We start from the raw sequence: 16,743 nt of genomic DNA, 5'->3' as shown, positions 1-16,743 counted from the left end.
GAAAGGGGAGACCGGGCCTCAGGTGAGAGCGCGCTCGGGAACCGGTCAGCAGTTGGTGTAGCCGGGGCCCAGCTTGGTCCACTTGCAGATGTCGACGTTGCCGCCGGCCGGGTTGCGCAGGTAGGCGATGTCGCCCAGGTTGTCCCAGACGTAGCCCGCCTTGCCGGCGCGGCCCCAGTGCCGGAACGAGCCGTTGTCCTTGCCCTTGCCCGTGCGCACCAGGTAGGACTGGCCGACGTTGATGTTGATGTTCGGGAACCGGTAGACGATGCCCTTGCCGTCCCGGACGGTCCAGCCGTTGATGTTGATGGCCTTCTTCGTCATGTTCGTGATCTTGAAGTACTCGTTGAGCAGGCTGCCGTTGCTGCCCGAGTCGGTGCCCGGCGGGTCGGCCTGGATCCGGGTGAACTGGATCGGCGGCGTGACCGTTGTCGGCGGCTTGGTCGTCGGCGGCGTTGTCGGCGGCTTGGTGACCGGCGGCGTCGTGGTCGGCGGCTTGGTCGTCGGCGGGGTGGTCGTCGGCGGCTTCGTCGTGGGCGGGGTCGTCGTGGGCGGGGTCGTCGTGGGCGGGGTGGTGGTGGTGCCACCCGGCGTCCAGATGGTCACTTCGCCCGAGGTGGTGCCGCGCACACCCTGGGTGGTGTCTCCGCTGAAGACTGCCCGGTAGGTCTGGTTGCCGCCCGGCTGGCCGGTCACGGCCTTGCTGAAGGAGGCGGTTGCGCCGGCGGTCTCGGTGGTCGTCACCGTCGTCCAGGTGCTGCCGGTCTTCCGCTCGATGGTCACCGGCAGGCCGGGCTGAGCCGGAAGCGCGTCGCCGTTCACGGTGAACCGGCCGGCGGTGGTCGTGCTCGAGTCGGTGATCCAGAATTTGACCTTGAGCTTGCTGTACACGGTGATCTTGTTGGAAACCTGGTCGCCCTGGTGAACCTCGAAGAAGAAGCCGGAGTCGAGCCAGCGGTTGATGGTGAACTTGCCGGAGGCGTCGGCGGTCGCCTTGACGGTGCCGCCACCGCCTTCCCAGTCCTCGGCCGGCTTCATGTCGTTCCAGCCGATCGCCGTTTCCCACAGCTCAACGGTCGAGAGAGGGTCGGCGGTGCCGGTCATTTCGAACTGGCTGTAACCCTCGACCTGTTCCGGACCTTTGAGGGTGGGTTTGGCGGCAGCCGAAGCGGGGGCGGCGATGGCGAAGGTCGCCGCGACCCCGATGACGACGGCCTTGGTCACGAGCCTGGAGATCATTCGCAGCAGTGTAGTGACCATGGACTACCTCAGGATGGCCCGGTCGGACAATTCCGGACACCGTCAGGGCACCGGCGACGTCGCCTTACGGCGATGGCTGCCGGCACTGTTCGGCCGATTTATGCCGTCGATATTTTCGAGCGCTGGTTGATCAAGAGAAATGCGGTAGCGGTACGTGATTCCCTCGTCACGGACAATGAAATCATCGGCGTCCGGGCGGCGCCAGGTGAGGATCATCTGGCCATATCGCTCAGCCAGCTTGACCAGCGCGGGGAAGTTGTCGACGTTGACCACGGGCTTGCCCGGAGGGCTTGACATCGGCTCGACGTGCACCAGCAGTTGCGGATGGCGTCGTTCAATCTCCGCCCGTGTCCGTAATGGCGCGCTTCGGCGGATGAAAAATGTGATACCGACCGCACCTAAGGCCGCGACGAGAAACACCAGAATCGCGTACGAGCGTGCGGTGCCCGCATTCATGACTTTGTGTCCGAAGACGGCAATTTCGCGAGGCTTTACTGTTGTGACGGGAGTGGCGCCGGACGATCCGCTGAGCGAACTGCCCTGGGCCAGGCCCAGTTGCACCTCGTTGAGCTGTAGCTGGGTCGTCGACGTGAACGGGGCGATGCCCTCGGACGTGACCCTGGCGCGCACGGCGATCGTGACCGGGTTGCCGGCCTGGACGCCGATCGCCCGTGCTGCCGCGTCGGCGCGGTTGCTCAGCGACCGCAGGTTCAGCTTCGCCGTGGCCTCGTGCGTGGGGCCCGGGAAATTCTGCGGCGGGAGCAGGGTGATGGTCGAATGCCAGCCTGTGCCGTTGGTGAGCTCCGCCGTGAGGTCGAAGGTGCCACCGGGTCCCGCGTACGCGGCTTTCAGGTCGACCGTGTTCACGAGCCGCCGGAAGACCGGGTCGGGCGAGTTCACCGTGGTGCCGTCGTAGGCGGCCGACCTCGGAACCGTGGTCGTGTAGGAGAACGTCGTCGACTGGCTCGCGCCGGCGGCCGCGGTGACCGTCTCGGTGATCGGCTTCGTCCAGCCGACGAGCGCGAGGCCCAGGGCCAGGCCGATGAGGGCGGCGACCACTGCGGCCAGGGCGCGCGCGGGGGCAGGCATGCGTTCGAAGGTCCGTACGACCTCGGCTGCCTGAGCCCACGAGCCGCCTTGGCGCGACATGGCCTTCACTTTCTTCTTCCGCCGGCCCCTCGGAATCTGCCGGCGCGTCACTGTCGCGGTCGCCCCACCGCCGACGAACAAAAAACCGATCATCCCTAGGCCGGTCGGGCTCAGCAGCGGCTTCAGCCAGACGCCGCCCTTCGGGACGTGCAGGACGGCGCGGCCGAGCAGCTGATCGGCGGTCGGCCGCTCGGCGTCGACAGAGGTGTTGTTGTCGCCTTGGAAAACGAATCCCGAGGACGCGCTGCCGCCGATGATGCGGTGCAGCACCTCGAGATCAGCGCCAGAGCCAGGATAAGCGGCGATCTGCCCCACCCGGTACGAATCGGCTTTCAAGATGACCACCAGGTCGTCCTGGTAGTAGACCGGATTCATGCTGACGCCGTGTGTGATGACGTAGGAGACCCGGCCGGTGCTGATCGCCCAGGCGCCGATGGCCGCCATCACGAGGATGGCGGCCATGGCTAGGCGCTTGGGCGGCACGGCTGCGGTGGCTCCCACCGGGCGAGGGCCGGTGGAGCCAGCCCTATTTGTCCGAGATTAGACGGTGGCGGGCCCCTGGACGGTCAGGGTGAGGGAACTCATGGCCGTGATGTTCCCGGCTTGAGTGCTTGCGTCGGTTCCGAAGACACAGACGGCCTTCTGGAAGCCGGAACCCGTGTCAGCGACCGAGGGGTCGCAGTAGAACTCATTGGGGGCGGACTTCGTGCCGACCGAGGCAACCGTGACGCGAGAGCCCACAGGCAGCGTGCCGCCGCTCCCCAGCATGCGCACCGTCATTCCGATCACTTCGCTGCTGTTGGGGTTGTAGTCGAAGGTCAAGCCCTCCAACGACGCTCCGACGATGCTCGGCGACAGTGAGCCACCGACGACCACCGGCGAACCGATGGTGTTGGTGAAGCCGGCCGCGGTGAAGGCTGTCGTGCCGGCTGCTACGGCGCCGGCCACTGCGATGCCACCGACAAGCTGAAGCATGTTGCGCATAGAGTTCGTTCCCCCCGTTAGCGTTCTTGGACACTTGTTGAATCGGCCCCGGAGCACCTGCAGTGGAGTGCAGAAAGGGTGCGAACTTCGTCACTCCGCGCTCGACGGGCTCGGCGGCTCCGGGGGCCTCACAGGCCCGCCCAGTACGGTCTGGGACAGTGGGGGAAATGCCTGAACGAGAACTCCACGCCGACTGCTCGCGCTGCGCCGCGCTCTGCTGCGTCGCCCCGGCCTTTGCGAAGAGCTCGGACTTCGCGATCAACAAGGCGGCCGGTACGCCGTGCCGCAACCTCGGCGGGGACTTCGGCTGCACGATCCATGAGCGGCTCGATCAGAGCGGCTTTCACGGGTGCGTCGTCTTCGACTGCTTCGGGGCGGGGCAGCGGCTCACCCAGGAGACGTTCGGCGGCCGTACGTGGCGGGAGCAACCGCGGATCGCCGGCGACATGTTCGCGAGCCTGCCGGTCATGCGGCAGCTGCACGAACTGATGTGGCTCGTGCGTGAGGCCCTGACGTTGCCCGAGGCTCAGCCCGTACACGGGAAGCTGCGGGACGCTCTCGCCCGGATCGACCACCTCGCCGCCGGGTCTGCGGCGGACCTTCGCGCCCTCGACGTCGATGCTCAGCGCCGGCGGGTCAATCCGCTGCTGCAGCGGGCGAGCGAACTGGCCCGAGCCTCGATCAAGGGGCGCCAGGACCATCGCGGCGCCCAGTTGATCGGGCGCAAGATGCGGGGCGCCGATCTGCGCGGGGCGAGCTTTCGGGGCGCGCTGCTGATCGGAGCGGACCTGCGTGACGCCGACCTGCGCCGGGCCGACTTCACCGGTGCCGACCTGCGGGGCGCCGACCTGCGCGGGGCGGACCTGACCGGAGTGCTCTTCCTCACCCGATCGCAACGTCGCGCGGCGGTCACATCGAGCGGGTAGAAACACGTGAGCCCTAGGATGGCCTGATGCAGGATGTGTCGGGTGTGGTGTGGCTGCTGACTGTTCTCGGCATCATCGGTTTGTTGCTGTACGACTTCTTCTTCCACGTACGCAAGGCGCATATCCCGTCGCTCCGTGAGGCCACCCGATGGACGGTGGTCTACGTGTCGATCGCCGTGCTCTTCGGCGTCGGGGTGTGGATCTTCGGCGGCAGCGACATGGGCGCGGAGTACTTCGCGGGCTACGTCACCGAGAAGGCGCTGTCGGTCGACAACCTCTTCGTCTTCCTGCTGCTCTTCTCGAGCTTCAAGGTGCCGCGGGCCGACCAGCAGAAGGTGCTGCTCGTCGGCATCGTCGTCTCACTGCTCGCCCGTACGGGCTTCATCTTCCTCGGCTCGGCGCTGATCAACTCGTTCGCCTGGGTGTTCTACCTGTTCGGCCTCATCCTGCTGATCACGGCGGGCAACCTGCTGCGCGAGCAGCACGGCGACGACACGCCGCCCGACAACATCGTGATCCGGCTGGCCCGCCGAGTGTTGCGCACGTCCGACCACTACGACGGCGACAAGCTGGTCACGTACGAGGACGGGCGCCGCGTGCTCACCCCGATGCTGCTGGTCATGGTGGCGATCGGCGGCACCGACATCCTGTTCGCGCTCGACTCGATCCCGGCCATCTTCGGCCTCACCCAGAACGTCTACCTGGTCTTCACGGCGACCGCGTTCTCGCTGCTCGGCCTGCGTCAGCTCTACTTCTTGATCGACGGCCTGCTCGACCGGCTGGTCTACCTCTCGTACGGCCTGGCCGCGATCCTGGCCCTGATCGGCGTGAAGCTGATCCTGCACGCCATGCACGAGAACAACGTGCCGTTCATCAACAACGGCGAGTCGATCCACGTCGTCGAGATCTCCACCGCGCTGTCGCTCTCGCTGATCATCGGCATCCTGGTCGTGACCGTGGTGGCGTCGCTGCTCAGCCCCAAGGGCCGGGCCCAGACCTACGTCGCGGCGGCCCGCCGGCACGCGAACGAGTTCCTCGACATCGAGACCGACCCGGCCTACTGCGACGAGATTTTCCACCGCCTCCTGGACGGGGAGGCGCGCCTGAAGAGCCTGCCCGAGAAGTACCGGGCGCGGATCCGGGCCGAGGACGAGCTGATGGAGCTGCTGGGCCGCGCGCACCGCCTGCACGACGAGCGGGTCGCCAACGGCAGCTGCTTCGTCCCCGCCGGTGGCCCGCTGGAGACCAAGACTCCCCTGAAGAGCGCCGAGCAGTAGGCCGGCCGCGTCGCGGTGGCTCAGGGAAACGCCGAGCCGCGGACGCCCAGGCGGCGCCAGGCCGGGCCCAGCCGTCAGCGTGGGGGGCGCTGGGTCTAACAGTCTGCGTGGGGGCGGCGCTGGGCCGAGCGGAAGCATGAAGGCAGCGCCAGCTGGGACGCCTGGTTGAGCGCCGGGTGGGGAACAGCGGAAGACCGGGCCGCCCCGAGACGGCCCGGTCTATCTCAGCCCTGGCGGTGGCTGCCCCGCCCGCTGCTGCCCACTTCGCCGTCGAGCCGCGGGGCGTTGCCGCGCCCGCGGGCCGCGTTGCCGGCGAACCGGGCGGCGGTGCGGCGGACCGATTCGGCCCGGCCGCTGGTCTCGTCGCTGTCGTCGGCGGCCTCGCGCGGCCGGGGAGCGGCGGGCGGCGGGACGTCGAGGTAGGCCGAGAGATTGGTCTGGTTTTCCGGCTCGGGCCGCGGGGCGCCGCCGAGCGGGACGTCGCCGCCGGCGACCAGGCTGGCCACGCGGGCCGCCAGATCGGCCGCCCGCGCGTCGAGGTCGGGATGGCCGTGCAGGGCGGTGGACTCGGCCGGGCGAGCCGACCACGCCTCGCGCTGTGGCGTTACCGGGAGGCGGGCCGTGCGCTCGTAGGACCGGCCCTCGGGCTCGGGCGAGGGAGCGCCCCACGCCGACTCAGCGGCCGTGGCCGGCGCGGTGCCGTCGCGCCCCGGAGCAGCAGCGCCAATGACCGGCGCGGTGTTGCCCGAAGTATTGGTCGGCGACGAACCGGGCCAGGCGGAAGTGGTGGGCAGCGACGAGATCTCGCGCGCGGAGGGAGTGGCCGCAGCCGGCGAGGAGCTTCGCCACGCTGAAGGGATGGCGGCCTGCGGCGCGCTGTCGCGAGCCGGCGAGGAACTTCCCCAAGCTGGGGAGACCGCGGACGCTGCCGGGTCGGCGACGGGCGACTGCGGGGCGACGACCGGTGCGATCGGCGCGTAGCCCGGAGCGGCCTCGGCGTGCACGGGCGACGAGGGACCGGGCTCCGAGTGCACGGGTGACACGTAGGCCGGCGAAGCGGAACCGGGTGACACGTAAGCCGGCGAAGCGGACCCGGGTGACCCGTGGGCCGGCGAAGCGGATACCGGCGACACAAAGGCTGGCGAAGCGGACCCGGGCGACGTGTAGGCCGGCGAAGCGGGCTCGGGCGACACGTAGGCCGGTGCATCGGAGCCGGGCGACGTGTACGCGGCTGAGGCGGATTCGGGCACCGGGTGGGCGGGCGTGGTGGGCTCGGGCGACGAGTGCACGGGTGCGGGTACGGCGTGGGACGGTGTCGCGTGCGTCTCGACCGAGACGGCGCCGATCAGGGAGACCGTCTGGCCCTCGCCGCCCTGGAAGTTGTTGAACTCGGGGCCGATCACGAGCCGGGACAGCATGCGGACCTGTGGGGGCGCGATGCCGAGCTCGCTCGCGTGCTCGACCCGGTAGCGCGCGATCGCCTGGCGCAGCAGGTTGGCCACCCGGTCGGCGTCGCGGACGGTGGTGAGGTCGCCCCCGGCGAACACCAGCGCCGGGAAGGTGCCGTTGGGGCCGGCGCAGACGAGCTGGATCTGGGTGACGGTGGCCTGCCGGCCGGTGTCGCGGCTGCCGGGCTGCACACGCAGGTGCTGCGGCCACGGCCAGCGCAGCTCGCCGGAGTCGGCGGCGCCCGGGCCGAGGTAGAGGACGCGCTGGTCGCTGATGACGACCGCGGTCTCTTCGGGCAGAGTCCACCGGGGGAGCGAGGCGGGCTCGTCGAAGGCGTACTCGGCCACGGCGCAGCGGCCGCTCCAGAGCACCCGCTCGTCGGCGTCCAGCACGATCTGCGGCGCGGCTGAGGCCGCGTCGCCCACGTAGTAATGCTCGGACATGCGCGTCTCTCCCCCAGTACGCGCCGCGCCCCAGGGCACACGCGGCCTACCGATTACAACCGTGGGAGGGTTCCCAAACAAGTCGGCAAGCGCGAATCACACGAGATTTCCTGACGGCAACACGACAGGCCGGAAATCCTTGCCTCTTTGGGGGAAGAAGTGTTACGTACGGTTACCGAACAGCGCCGCAGGTGGAGGCGGTGAGGCCACCGCAACACTGTCTGTGACGGGTGCGGCCCCGCCGGCGAAGCGGTCGAGGTCGGTCTCGAGCCGGCCGGGGAACCAGTCGCCGGCCGCCCGGCGGGCCAGCCCGGCCACCGGCGGCTGGGTGTGACCGGCGATGACCACGAGGTTGCCGAAGCGGCGGCCGCGCAGCACGGACGCGTCGGCGATCAGGCAGGCCTCGGGCAGCGCGGCCCGGATCGTGGCGACCTGGGCCCGGGCGTGCCGCAGCGGAGGACCGTCGGTGATGTTGACAACCAGGTGACCGCCCGGGTCGAGCACCCGGGCCAGCTCCCGGGCAAACTCGACCGAGGTCAGATGGGCCGGGGTGCGGGCGCCGGCGAAGACGTCCAGCACGATCAGGTCGTAGCCGGCGTCGCGCATGCCCTCGACCGCGGCTCGCGCGTCCCCCACCCGTACGCGGATGTTGGCCTTGGCGGGAAGCGGCAGGGTCCGCCGCACGAACTCGACCAGCGGGCCGTCGATCTCGACCACGCGCTGGGCCGAGCCGGGCCGGGTGGTGGCGAGGTAGCGGGGGATGGTCAGCGCGCCGCCGCCCAGGTGCAGCGCGCGCAGGGGCTGCCCGGGCGGAGCCAGCAGGTCGATCGCGGCCGCCATCCGGCGTACGTACTCGAATTGCAGGTGGGCGGGGTCGGCCAGGTCGACGTGGGACTGCGGGGCGCCGTCGAGCAGCAGGGTGTACGCGGTGTCGCGGTCGGGGTCGGGCAGCAGTTCGGCCACCCCGGAGGCCACCGTCTCGACCTGTCGTTCCGATCTTTTACGCTGGGCCACGCACCCATTATCCCCGGCAGCAAGAAGTCTCCCCGCAGCAACAAGGGCGGCGAAAAGCGCCCCTGGGTGCGATCGGGGAGCATCGCCGCCGATCCACGACGGAGTTCGGCGCACCGGCCGACGTCGTACGGTGTGACCGCGTCTGACCTTTCGCCCGCCGACCCGCTGTTGCACCTGCTGCGCCGGGCGACCTTCGGGCCCTCGCCGGCCTCGGTGGCCGAGATCCGGCGACTGGGCTCGACCGCCTGGCTCGACCGCCAGCTCAGGCCCGCCTCGATCCCCGACCCGGTCGGCGACGACCTGATGCGCCGGTTCCCGTTCGCCCGGCTCTCCATCTCGGGTCTGCGGCAGCAGATGGCCGCCGGCCGGCTGAAGAAGTACGACTGGCGGCCGATGTGGCAGCTCGGCCAAGCCGCGGTGGCCCGGGCCGTCTGGAGCGAGCGGCAGCTGTTCGAGGTGATGGCCGACTTCTGGTCGAACCACCTCAACGTCACCTGCCCGACCGGCGACGTCTGGCCGACCCGCACCGACTACGACCACAACGTGATCCGGCGGCACGCCCTGGGCCGCTTCGCCGACCTCCTCAAGGCCTCGGCGAAGCACCCGGCGATGCTGACGTATCTGGACAACCGCTGGTCGACCAAGGCCGCGCCCAACGAGAACTACGGCCGTGAGCTGCTCGAACTGCATACGGTCGGCCTCACCTACACCGAGGCGGACGTCAGGAACGCCGCTCGCCTGCTGACCGGGATGACGGTCAGCAACGAGACCAACTTCTACGTGTACGACGCCCGGAAGCACTCGGTGGGCGCCGTGCGGGTGCTCGGCTTCCGCCACGCCAACGCGACCGCCGCCGGGGGCGAGAAGGCCGCCCTCGCGCTGCTCGACTACCTGGCCCTGCACACCGCGACCGCGCGCCGCATCGTGACCAAGCTCTGCGTCCGGTTCGTCGCCGATCAGCCGCCCACGAGCCTGATCACCCGGCTGGTCAAGGTCTATCTGGACAACCGGTCGGCGATCGTGCCGGTGCTGCGGGCCCTGTTCACGTCGCCCGAGTTCGCGGCGTCGATCGGGGCCAAGACGCGGACGCCGTTCGAGGACGTCGTGGCGACCGTGCGCACCCTGAATTTGCGGCCCGAGCCGAGCGGCACGAAGGCGATCGAGAGCCTCTATTCGATGTGCCGCAACGCCGGGCAGGCGCCGCTGGGCTGGGCCCCGCCCAACGGCTACCCGGACGTGGCGAGCGCGTGGGCGTCGTCGTCCGGGCTGCTGGTGCGGTGGAACCTGCATCTGAGCCTGGCCGCGGGCTGGTGGCCGGCCTCCCTCGTCCGGCCGGAATCGCCGTTGCGGGAGTTCGTGGGCGGCCCGCTGCCGGCCACGCACGGCGCGCTGATCGACGCGGTGTCGACCCGGCTGATCGGCGGCACCCTGCCGCGCTCGTCGGTGGAGGCGCTGGCCCGGTTCTTCGGCAAGACGGCGGCCTCGCCACTGAAGTCCTCCGACCCGGCCGTCGGCTGGAAGTTCCCCTACCTGATGGCGATGCTCTTGAACTCGCCCTCGTTCGCGCTGAGGTGACGATGCTGAACTGCGAATGCAAGCGACGGACGCTGGTCGGCGGCGCACTGGCCGGGCTGACCGGCGCCATGCTCTCGACCAAGCTCGCCTTCGCCGCCGGCAACAGCCCCGGCGGCGACGTCTTCGTGCTGCTCTCGCTGCGCGGCGGCTTCGACGGGCTGTCCGCCGTGGTGCCGGCCGGCGATCCCGCGTACTACCGGGCCCGGCCCGGCACCGCCGTGCCCCGGTCGAAGCTGATCGGCGGCGACCGGTTCTGGGGGCTGCACCCCGCGCTCGCCCCGTTGCTGCCGTTCTGGAAGTCGGGCCGGCTCGGCGCCGTGCAGGCGGTGGGCCAGCCGGCGCCCAACCGCTCCCACTTCGCGGCGATGGAGGAGCTGGAGCGGGCCGCTCCCGGCACGTCGACGCGTACGGGCTGGCTCGACCGGATGGCCGGCGGGCTGGGCGTCACCGACCCGTTCGGCGCGGTCTCGGTCGGCTCGGCGCGCCCGGCCCGGGTATTGGACGGCCCGGTCCCGAACGTCGGACTGAGCTCGGTGGACGCGTTCGTGCTGAACGGCGAGGCCGACACCAAGCCGATCGCGGCCACGATGGCGGCGTTGTGGGCGGACGCGCCCGCGGCCCTGGGCGGCGCCGCGACGCAACTGCTCGGCGCGCTCGACACGGCCCGGACCGTGCAGGCGAACGGTTACACGCCGGCCCACGGCGCGTCCTACCCGGACACCGAGCTGGGCCGGGCGCTGCGCGACGTAGCCCGGTTGATCAAGGCTGAGGTCGGGCTGACCACGGCCACGGTCGACGTCGGCGACTGGGACATGCACGAGAACCTGAATCGGCGGATGCCCGGGCAGCTGGCCGATCTCGCGGCGGCGCTGGCCGCGTTCGCCACCGATCTCGGGCCGGACGGCCTGGACCGGGTCACCCTGGTCACGGTCAGCGAGTTCGGACGGCGGGTGGCCGAGAACGGCTCGGGCGGGCTCGACCACGGTTACGGCAACGCGATGTTCCTGCTCGGCGGGCATGTCAACGGCGGCCGGGTGCACGGCCGCTGGCCCGGGCTGGCGGCGGCCAAGCTGGTCGGCGGCGATCTTGCGGTCACCACGGACTACCGCTCGGTGATCGGCGACGCCCTGCGTACGCGGTGCGGGATGACCGACACCACGGCGGTCTTCCCGGGTGTCCGACCGGCCTCGTTGGGGCTATTTCGGTAAAAACGTCACATTTGACGGAGGTTATCGCTCGACACTGATCGGGTGTCTACGAGCAACGTATTGGCGCACATCATCGGCGACCAGAAGCGTCCACCTGTTCCCCCGGTTCCCCCGGCCGCAGGCGAAATGCCCGCGATCCTGGCCGCGGCTCAGGAGGAGGCCGGCCCGCCGCTGAAGATCCGGCGGTTCCCGTCCGAGGACGGCCCGGCCTTCTGGCGGTGGGACTGCGCGAACTGCGGTGAGTACGGCGGCGGCCGGCACCACTCCGACGCGATCAACCGGGCCACCCGGCACTGCGCCGAGCACCCGGAGCACCGTTCCTCGCTGCTGCCGCCGATGCTGTGCAAGCAGCGCGACGCCTACATGCCGCTGCACCCGATGTTGTTCGCGGTCGACGACGACCCGCCGCCCCCGCCCCTCGCGAGCTGAGCGGCGGGTCGTCGTCCGCGCTTACTGCTGCTGCGTGTCGCCGGTGCCGGTGCGCTGCTGAGCGGCGTCCTGCGCCTTGTCGACCTGCGAGTCGTACTTGTCGCCGGTGCGCTGGTCGACCTGATCGCCCGCCTTCTCGATGCCCTGGTCGACCTGCTCGTCGTGCTTGTCGGCGAAGTCCTTGGCCTTGTCCATGAAACCCATCTCATGCTCCTTCGCTTGCCAGGGATACGAGGTAGGGGTGCCCGGTCGAGGCCGTCGGAAACGTCAGCGGCCGGTGGTGTCCCCCTGGCCGGTGCGCTTCTGCGCCTCGTCGACCGCCTTGTCGATGTGCGCGGTGTGCTTGTGGCCGGTGCGCTTGTCGGCCTCGTCGCCGATCTTGTCGAGCGCCTGGTCGACCTTGTCGTCGTGCTTGTCCAGGAAGTCCTTGGCCTTGTCGAACAAGCTCATCGGTGTGCCTTTCGCTGGGTTCGTCCTCGTCGGCTGAGAATCGCGGCGACCGCGTGGACGCGCGGATCCTTCGCTATCTCCTCGAGACCGGCGGTCAACGGCATCCGCCAGTTCGGGTACTCGTCCATAGTGCCGGGAAGGTTGGGCTGCGCGAGCTCCCCCAACACGTCATACAGCGAGGCTGTCACGAAACGGCACGGCGTACGGGCGAGAAACTCGTGCATGGCCAGGATGATCTCCTCGTCCGTGCTGTCCTTGCTGATCAGCCCCTCGGCACGCAGCGCCGCCAGCAGCTGGTCGCGGTCGCGCTCGGCGTTACGCTGCTCCTGTTCGACCGGCCCGGCCAGCTGACCCAGCTCGGCCCGCACCCGCACCTGCTCGCCGGTGAGAAAGCCTTGCGCCGTCGGCAGGTCGTGCGTCGAGATCGAGGCCAGCGCGTTCCGCTTGTACTGCGCGGGCGGATAGAAGACGTCGTCCGGGTCGTCCCAGTCGCGGGTGAACCAGAGCACCGCCGAGCCCAGCATGTTGCGCTGTTCCAGGCCCTCGGTCATCTCGGGCAGCACGGTGCCCAGGTCTTCGCCGATCACGACGGCCCCGGCCCGCTGCGCCTCGAGGGCCAGGATGCCGAGCATCGCCTCGGGGTCGTAGTGCACGTACGTCCCCTCGGCCGGTCCCATGCCCGGCGGCACCCACCACAGCCGCCACAGCCCGGCGACGTGGTCGACGCGCAGGCCGCCGGCGTGCCGGAAGATCCGCTGGAGCATGTCGCGGTAGGCCGCGTACCCGGTCTCGATCAGCCTGTCCGGCCGCCAGGCGGCCAGTCCCCAGTCCTGGCCGAGCTGGTTGAACGCGTCCGGCGGAGCGCCCGCGTGCACACCGGCGGCCAGCACGTCCTGCAGCAGCCAGCCGTCGGCGCCGGCCGGGTCGATGCCCACCGCCAGGTCGTGGACCACGCCGACCGGCATCCCGCTCGCCCGGGCGGCGTCGTTCGCCTCCTCCAGCTGGGCGTTCAGCAACCGCTGGAGCCAGGCGTGGAAGGCGACGCGGTCGCTGGAGAACTCGCGGACCGCGGGCGAGTCGGGCCGGCGCAGCTCCGCCGGCCACTCCTGCCAGTTGGCGCCGTGCCGCTCGGCCAGCGCGCAGAACCGGGCGTAGTCGGTGAGGCCGGGGTCGCTCTCGAGGTCGACCTCGCCCGCGAGCGGCCACAGCAGCTCGAGCGCGGCCCGCTTGGCCTGCCACACCGCGGAGTAGTCGATCAGCCCGTCGGCCGTCGGCCCCGGCTTGAGCGCGTCCACCATCGCGCGCAGCGGCGGGTCGGCCCGGCGGTACTCGTCGGTGTCGGCGATCCGCAGATAGAGCGGGTTGGCGAACCGGCGGCTGGACGGCGAGTAGGGCGAGGCCGGCACCGGCAGCGTCGGTGTGATCGCGTGCAGCGGGTTGAGCAGCACCAGGCCCGGGCCACCCGAGTTGCCGAGGAACTCGCGCAGGTCGCCGAGGTCGCCCATGCCCCACGAGCGCTGCGAGTGCAGCGCGTACAGCTGAAGCATCCAGCCCCAGGTCTGCGGCGGCTCGGGCAGCTCACCGGGCACCACGATCAGGGTTGTCCGCTGGCCGTCGAGGTGCAGCGTGTGCCAGCCGAGCGGCAGGTCGCCGGGCACTTCCTCGCCCTGGAGCTCCGTGCCGTCCTCGAGAACGATCGTGGCCGGTCCCGGCAGTTCCCGCGACTGCCCGGAACGCACCACCACCGTGCCCGGCATCCGGCCCAGCCGCTCGCGTTCGCGAACCGCAACGAGCCCGTCGGCGACGGCTTCCGGAGTGGTCGCGTCGACCCCGAGCAGGCCCAGGACCCCCACCACCGACTCCTCGGCGACGTCCTTGCGCTCGCGATGCCAGTCCTCGTACCAGGTGGCCACCCCGTGTGCCGTCGCCAGTGCCGCCAGGTCGGCGTCCATCCGTTCCCCTCTCGTCGGTGCGCTGCTCATACCCTGCCTGATAAGGGGTAGTCGTGGGAGAACCTGTTGCGAGAGTCGGTCAGGATGGAATGCATGTCTTCCGTAAGCAAGGTGTGGTCCCGGATCGCCGCCGTGGTGACCGGAGCGGTGCTCACGCTGGTCGTGCCGGCGCATGCCTGGGCCGCGAGCAGCGGTCTCGACACCGTGATGGTCGAGGCGGCGCGGTCCCGGCGGCGTGGCGGTTTCGGGGTCTTCGGGCTGTTCGGCGCCCTGTGCTGCCTGTTCGTGGTGGCCGCGATCGTGCTGACGTTCGTCCTGGTATCCCGCAACCGCAAGAAGTCCAGGGACCCCAGAGACCCCCGATAACGCTCGTTCGGCCGAAGCCCGGCGATCATGGCCGGGCTCGACCTAGCGTTGAAGGATGCGGATCCGCGCCAACAACGTCCGGGCGGTCGCGCTGGCCGGTGGCGTGGGCATGACGCTCTGCGTCCCGCTCGCCATCTCGGTGGCCGCCGCCGGCAACAACACCGTGATGATCAGCCGGGGCCGCCCGGCCGTCGCCTCGTCCGTCGCCGGCGGCGAGGTCGCCGCCCGCGCCAACGACGCCAGCACGGTCACCCGGTGGGCCAGCGTGGCCGGGCCCGGAACCCAGTGGGTGCGGATCGACCTCGGCGCGGTCAAGCGCATCGACCGGGTCCGCCTGCAGTGGTCGGGCGCCTACGCCCAGACGTACCGGGTGCAGGCCTCGACCGACGGCTCGAATTGGACCAGCCTGTACGCGACCAGCGCCGGCAACGGCGGCGCGGACGACCTCAAACAGTTGGGCGGCACCGGCCGCTACCTGCGGGTGCTGGCCACCCAGCGGGCCCGGACGACGGGTGGCTACGCGCTGGCCGACGTGCGCGCGTTCGGCCCGTCGTCGCAGGCGCTGCCGGCCGCCGCGCCCGCCACCGGCTCGCTGGCCTCCGGCTTGGAGGACCGCGGCAAGAAGGAGCGCGCGCTGGCGCTGATCTCCAGTGCCGAGAACTCGACGCTGGGCTGGCGCGGCCAGTTCGGCTACATCGAGGACATCGGGGACGGCCGCGGGTACACCGGCGGCATCGTCGGCTTCACCTCGGGCACGGCCGACATGCTGGCCGTCGTCACCGCGTACGCGAAACGCAAGCCCGGCAATGTGCTGCAGAAATACCTGCCGGCGCTGCGTGCGGTGAACGGTTCCGACTCGCATGCCGGGCTCGACCCGGGCTTCCCGGCGGCCTGGCGCGCGGCGGCCAAGGACCCGGTCTTCCAGAAGGTGCAGGAGGACGCGCGGGACGCGTACTACTTCAACCCGTCCATACGGATCGCGCGCGACGACGGCCTGCGGGCGCTGGGTCAGTTCGCCTACTTCGATGCGGCGGTGATGCACGGCGTCTCGGGGCTCCGGGCCATTCGAACGGCGGCCCTGCGTACGGCGAAGACCCCGGCCCAGGGCGGGGACGAGCCCGCGTACCTGAACGCCTTCCTCAACGCCCGGGTGGCCGAGATGCGCACCGAGACGGCCCACAACGATGTCAGCCGGGTCGAGACGGCCCAGCGCCTCTTCCTGCGCCGCAGCAACCTCGACCTGACCACGCCGCTGACCTGGCAGGTCTACGGAGACTCGTTCCGGCTGACGGGCTGACCCGGTGCGTCACACCTTCGCGAAGAGGTTGGGCAGCGCGGAGGGCTCCCAGCCGGGCAGCGCGGTGTGCGCCTCCTTGACCTTGTAGGTCACACCCTTGTAGGTCACCAGGTCGCCGGCCTTGTAGTCGGTGTACGTCTTCCAGGCCGCCGCGGGCTTCTTCGTGGGCGGCTTGCTCGTGGACGGTGCAGTGGTGGGCGGCGCGGTCGTGGGCGGCACAGTGGTGGGCGGCGCGGTCGTGGGCTCGCTCGAGGGCGGCGCGGGCTCTGACGGCGCCGGCGTCGTGGGCAGCGGCATCGGCTTGCGGCCCGCGGTCACCTTGACGAAGTCGACGACCATGCGCGCCGGGCGGCGGCCGTCGGTGGCCAGGTTGAGCACCAGCGCGATGGGCAGGCCGGACTCCGCGGGCGTCAGCTTGAGGGCGGCCTTCCCGTCGACCGACCACACCACCGCGGTGGGGGACCAGTCGATCGCGTACGTGTGGAACTCGCGGCCCGAGGTCGGGTCGGCGTTCTCGTCGAGCGTCTCCACGTCGCCGCGCAGCACCCGCCCGTACTTGTCCACGACGCCGAACGCCCGCCACGGCCCACCCGCGCGGCGCACCTTGATCCGGGCCTCGGCGTGCCCGTACGGCTCGGCGAACGCCTTGCGCGTGCTGACCAGCCGGTCGACCACCAGGCGGCCCTGACCGTCCTGGACGCCGTTGCGGGCGTCGCCGTCGAGCAGCCACTTGGACGGGTCGAGGCCCGTCCCGCGCCCGGCGCCGAAGTCGTCGTCGAAGACCGGCCGGTGTTCCGACGCGACGGCGACGTCACCCTGCCCGGTGACGGCGATGGCGCCCACCAGGCCGACGCTCGCCACCGCGAGCGCGAGCAGCGCACGCGGACGGATCAGCCAACCCGAGGTTCCCGAACGGTGACGTGCTTCCACAGCAGGAGACCTTCATCGAAAGTGAGACCATCTC

16 protein-coding genes are annotated in these 16,743 nt (G+C 70.6%); 7 read left to right on the top strand and 9 right to left on the bottom strand.

Annotated elements, in window-relative coordinates:
• Window positions 1–45: 45 nt before the first annotated feature.
• The 3 genes from LXN57_RS05265 to LXN57_RS05255 form a co-directional block, all read right to left on the bottom strand.
• Window positions 46–1,239, bottom strand: coding sequence for a lamin tail domain-containing protein (locus LXN57_RS05265; RefSeq protein WP_251796833.1), 1,194 nt, complete (start codon window positions 1,237–1,239; stop codon window positions 46–48).
• A 63-nt stretch (window positions 1,240–1,302) separates the two neighbouring features.
• Entirely contained in the window at window positions 1,303–2,871 is a 1,569-nt protein-coding gene (locus LXN57_RS05260) for a DUF5305 family protein (RefSeq protein WP_251796832.1), read from the bottom strand.
• Between the two features lie 78 nt (window positions 2,872–2,949).
• Window positions 2,950–3,384, bottom strand: a complete 435-nt coding sequence (locus tag LXN57_RS05255) for a hypothetical protein (protein WP_251796831.1) — start codon at window positions 3,382–3,384, stop codon at window positions 2,950–2,952.
• Window positions 3,385–3,560: 176 nt separating this feature from the next.
• Here LXN57_RS05255 and LXN57_RS05250 point away from each other — a divergent pair, with 176 nt between their 5' ends.
• A complete protein-coding gene (locus LXN57_RS05250) occupies window positions 3,561–4,319 on the top strand; it encodes a pentapeptide repeat-containing protein (protein ID WP_251796830.1) in 759 nt (252 codons plus the stop codon).
• A gap of 26 nt (window positions 4,320–4,345) precedes the next feature.
• A complete protein-coding gene (locus LXN57_RS05245; RefSeq protein ID WP_251796829.1) occupies window positions 4,346–5,596 on the top strand; it encodes a TerC family protein in 1,251 nt (416 codons plus the stop codon).
• 224 nt (window positions 5,597–5,820) lie between these two features.
• Here LXN57_RS05245 and LXN57_RS05240 read toward each other — a convergent pair whose 3' ends face one another.
• Window positions 5,821–7,488, bottom strand: coding sequence for a hypothetical protein (locus tag LXN57_RS05240; RefSeq protein ID WP_251796828.1), 1,668 nt, complete (start codon window positions 7,486–7,488; stop codon window positions 5,821–5,823).
• A 162-nt stretch (window positions 7,489–7,650) separates the two neighbouring features.
• Window positions 7,651–8,502: a spermidine synthase gene (locus tag LXN57_RS05235; RefSeq protein WP_251796827.1), complete on the bottom strand. Its 852-nt coding sequence runs from the start codon at window positions 8,500–8,502 to the stop codon at window positions 7,651–7,653.
• 132 nt (window positions 8,503–8,634) lie between these two features.
• Between LXN57_RS05235 and LXN57_RS05230 the strand changes: the two genes are divergently transcribed.
• The 3 genes from LXN57_RS05230 to LXN57_RS05220 are packed head-to-tail and all read left to right on the top strand — an operon-like array spanning window position 8,635 to window position 11,714.
• The gene (locus LXN57_RS05230; RefSeq protein ID WP_251796826.1) at window positions 8,635–10,077 is read left to right on the top strand and encodes a DUF1800 domain-containing protein; all 1,443 of its coding nucleotides are present in this window, start codon (window positions 8,635–8,637) and stop codon (window positions 10,075–10,077) included.
• Window positions 10,078–10,079: 2 nt separating this feature from the next.
• Window positions 10,080–11,285 carry a DUF1501 domain-containing protein gene (locus LXN57_RS05225; RefSeq protein WP_251796825.1) on the top strand — a complete coding sequence of 402 codons (1,206 nt, stop codon included), beginning with the start codon at window positions 10,080–10,082 and terminating at the stop codon, window positions 11,283–11,285.
• Between the two features lie 42 nt (window positions 11,286–11,327).
• Window positions 11,328–11,714 (top strand): hypothetical protein, encoded by a 387-nt coding sequence (locus LXN57_RS05220; protein WP_251796824.1) that lies wholly within the window; start codon window positions 11,328–11,330, stop codon window positions 11,712–11,714.
• 21 nt (window positions 11,715–11,735) lie between these two features.
• On the opposite strand, the gene LXN57_RS05215 is transcribed toward LXN57_RS05220, so the two are convergent.
• The 3 genes from LXN57_RS05215 to malQ form a co-directional block, all read right to left on the bottom strand.
• Complete coding sequence (locus LXN57_RS05215) at window positions 11,736–11,918, bottom strand: antitoxin (RefSeq protein ID WP_221375727.1); 183 nt, start codon at window positions 11,916–11,918, stop codon at window positions 11,736–11,738.
• A gap of 63 nt (window positions 11,919–11,981) precedes the next feature.
• On the bottom strand, window positions 11,982–12,164 hold the full coding sequence (locus LXN57_RS05210; RefSeq protein ID WP_251796823.1) for an antitoxin: 183 nt from the start codon (window positions 12,162–12,164) through the stop codon (window positions 11,982–11,984).
• Window positions 12,161–14,116, bottom strand: coding sequence for a 4-alpha-glucanotransferase (gene malQ, locus LXN57_RS05205; RefSeq protein ID WP_251796822.1), 1,956 nt, complete (start codon window positions 14,114–14,116; stop codon window positions 12,161–12,163). Before malQ ends, LXN57_RS05210 begins: the two co-directional genes overlap by 4 nt.
• A 93-nt stretch (window positions 14,117–14,209) precedes the next feature.
• Between malQ and LXN57_RS05200 the strand changes: the two genes are divergently transcribed.
• Window positions 14,210–14,482 carry a hypothetical protein gene (locus tag LXN57_RS05200; RefSeq protein WP_251796821.1) on the top strand — a complete coding sequence of 91 codons (273 nt, stop codon included), beginning with the start codon at window positions 14,210–14,212 and terminating at the stop codon, window positions 14,480–14,482.
• A gap of 55 nt (window positions 14,483–14,537) precedes the next feature.
• Window positions 14,538–15,779 carry a chitosanase gene (locus LXN57_RS47830; protein WP_285904593.1) on the top strand — a complete coding sequence of 414 codons (1,242 nt, stop codon included), beginning with the start codon at window positions 14,538–14,540 and terminating at the stop codon, window positions 15,777–15,779.
• 9 nt (window positions 15,780–15,788) lie between these two features.
• On the opposite strand, the gene LXN57_RS05185 is transcribed toward LXN57_RS47830, so the two are convergent.
• The gene (locus LXN57_RS05185; protein WP_251796820.1) at window positions 15,789–16,709 is read right to left on the bottom strand and encodes a carbohydrate-binding protein; all 921 of its coding nucleotides are present in this window, start codon (window positions 16,707–16,709) and stop codon (window positions 15,789–15,791) included.
• Window positions 16,710–16,743 lie beyond the last annotated feature (34 nt).

This window comes from Paractinoplanes hotanensis (genome assembly GCF_023717965.1).
Classification (GTDB): domain Bacteria; phylum Actinomycetota; class Actinomycetes; order Mycobacteriales; family Micromonosporaceae; genus Actinoplanes; species Actinoplanes polyasparticus.
Note: the sequence above shows the minus strand (reverse complement) of the source record. Positions and strands in the feature narration are given on the sequence as shown.

What these genes read in the sequence shown, in the direction of transcription:
- LXN57_RS05200 (WP_251796821.1), top strand. Translation starts at nt 14,210, where the DNA reads ATGTCTTCCGTAAGCAAGGTGTGGTCCCGGATCGCCGCCGTGGTGACC.
- LXN57_RS05250 (WP_251796830.1), top strand. Translation starts at nt 3,561, where the DNA reads ATGCCTGAACGAGAACTCCACGCCGACTGCTCGCGCTGCGCCGCGCTC.
- malQ (WP_251796822.1), bottom strand. Translation starts at nt 14,116, where the DNA reads ATGGACGCCGACCTGGCGGCACTGGCGACGGCACACGGGGTGGCCACC.
- LXN57_RS05245 (WP_251796829.1), top strand. Translation starts at nt 4,346, where the DNA reads ATGCAGGATGTGTCGGGTGTGGTGTGGCTGCTGACTGTTCTCGGCATC.
- LXN57_RS05240 (WP_251796828.1), bottom strand. Translation starts at nt 7,488, where the DNA reads ATGTCCGAGCATTACTACGTGGGCGACGCGGCCTCAGCCGCGCCGCAG.
- LXN57_RS05225 (WP_251796825.1), top strand. Translation starts at nt 10,080, where the DNA reads ATGCTGAACTGCGAATGCAAGCGACGGACGCTGGTCGGCGGCGCACTG.
- LXN57_RS05255 (WP_251796831.1), bottom strand. Translation starts at nt 3,384, where the DNA reads ATGCTTCAGCTTGTCGGTGGCATCGCAGTGGCCGGCGCCGTAGCAGCC.
- LXN57_RS05215 (WP_221375727.1), bottom strand. Translation starts at nt 11,918, where the DNA reads ATGGGTTTCATGGACAAGGCCAAGGACTTCGCCGACAAGCACGACGAG.
- LXN57_RS05260 (WP_251796832.1), bottom strand. Translation starts at nt 2,871, where the DNA reads ATGGCCGCCATCCTCGTGATGGCGGCCATCGGCGCCTGGGCGATCAGC.
- LXN57_RS47830 (WP_285904593.1), top strand. Translation starts at nt 14,538, where the DNA reads ATGCGGATCCGCGCCAACAACGTCCGGGCGGTCGCGCTGGCCGGTGGC.
- LXN57_RS05210 (WP_251796823.1), bottom strand. Translation starts at nt 12,164, where the DNA reads ATGAGCTTGTTCGACAAGGCCAAGGACTTCCTGGACAAGCACGACGAC.
- LXN57_RS05265 (WP_251796833.1), bottom strand. Translation starts at nt 1,239, where the DNA reads ATGATCTCCAGGCTCGTGACCAAGGCCGTCGTCATCGGGGTCGCGGCG.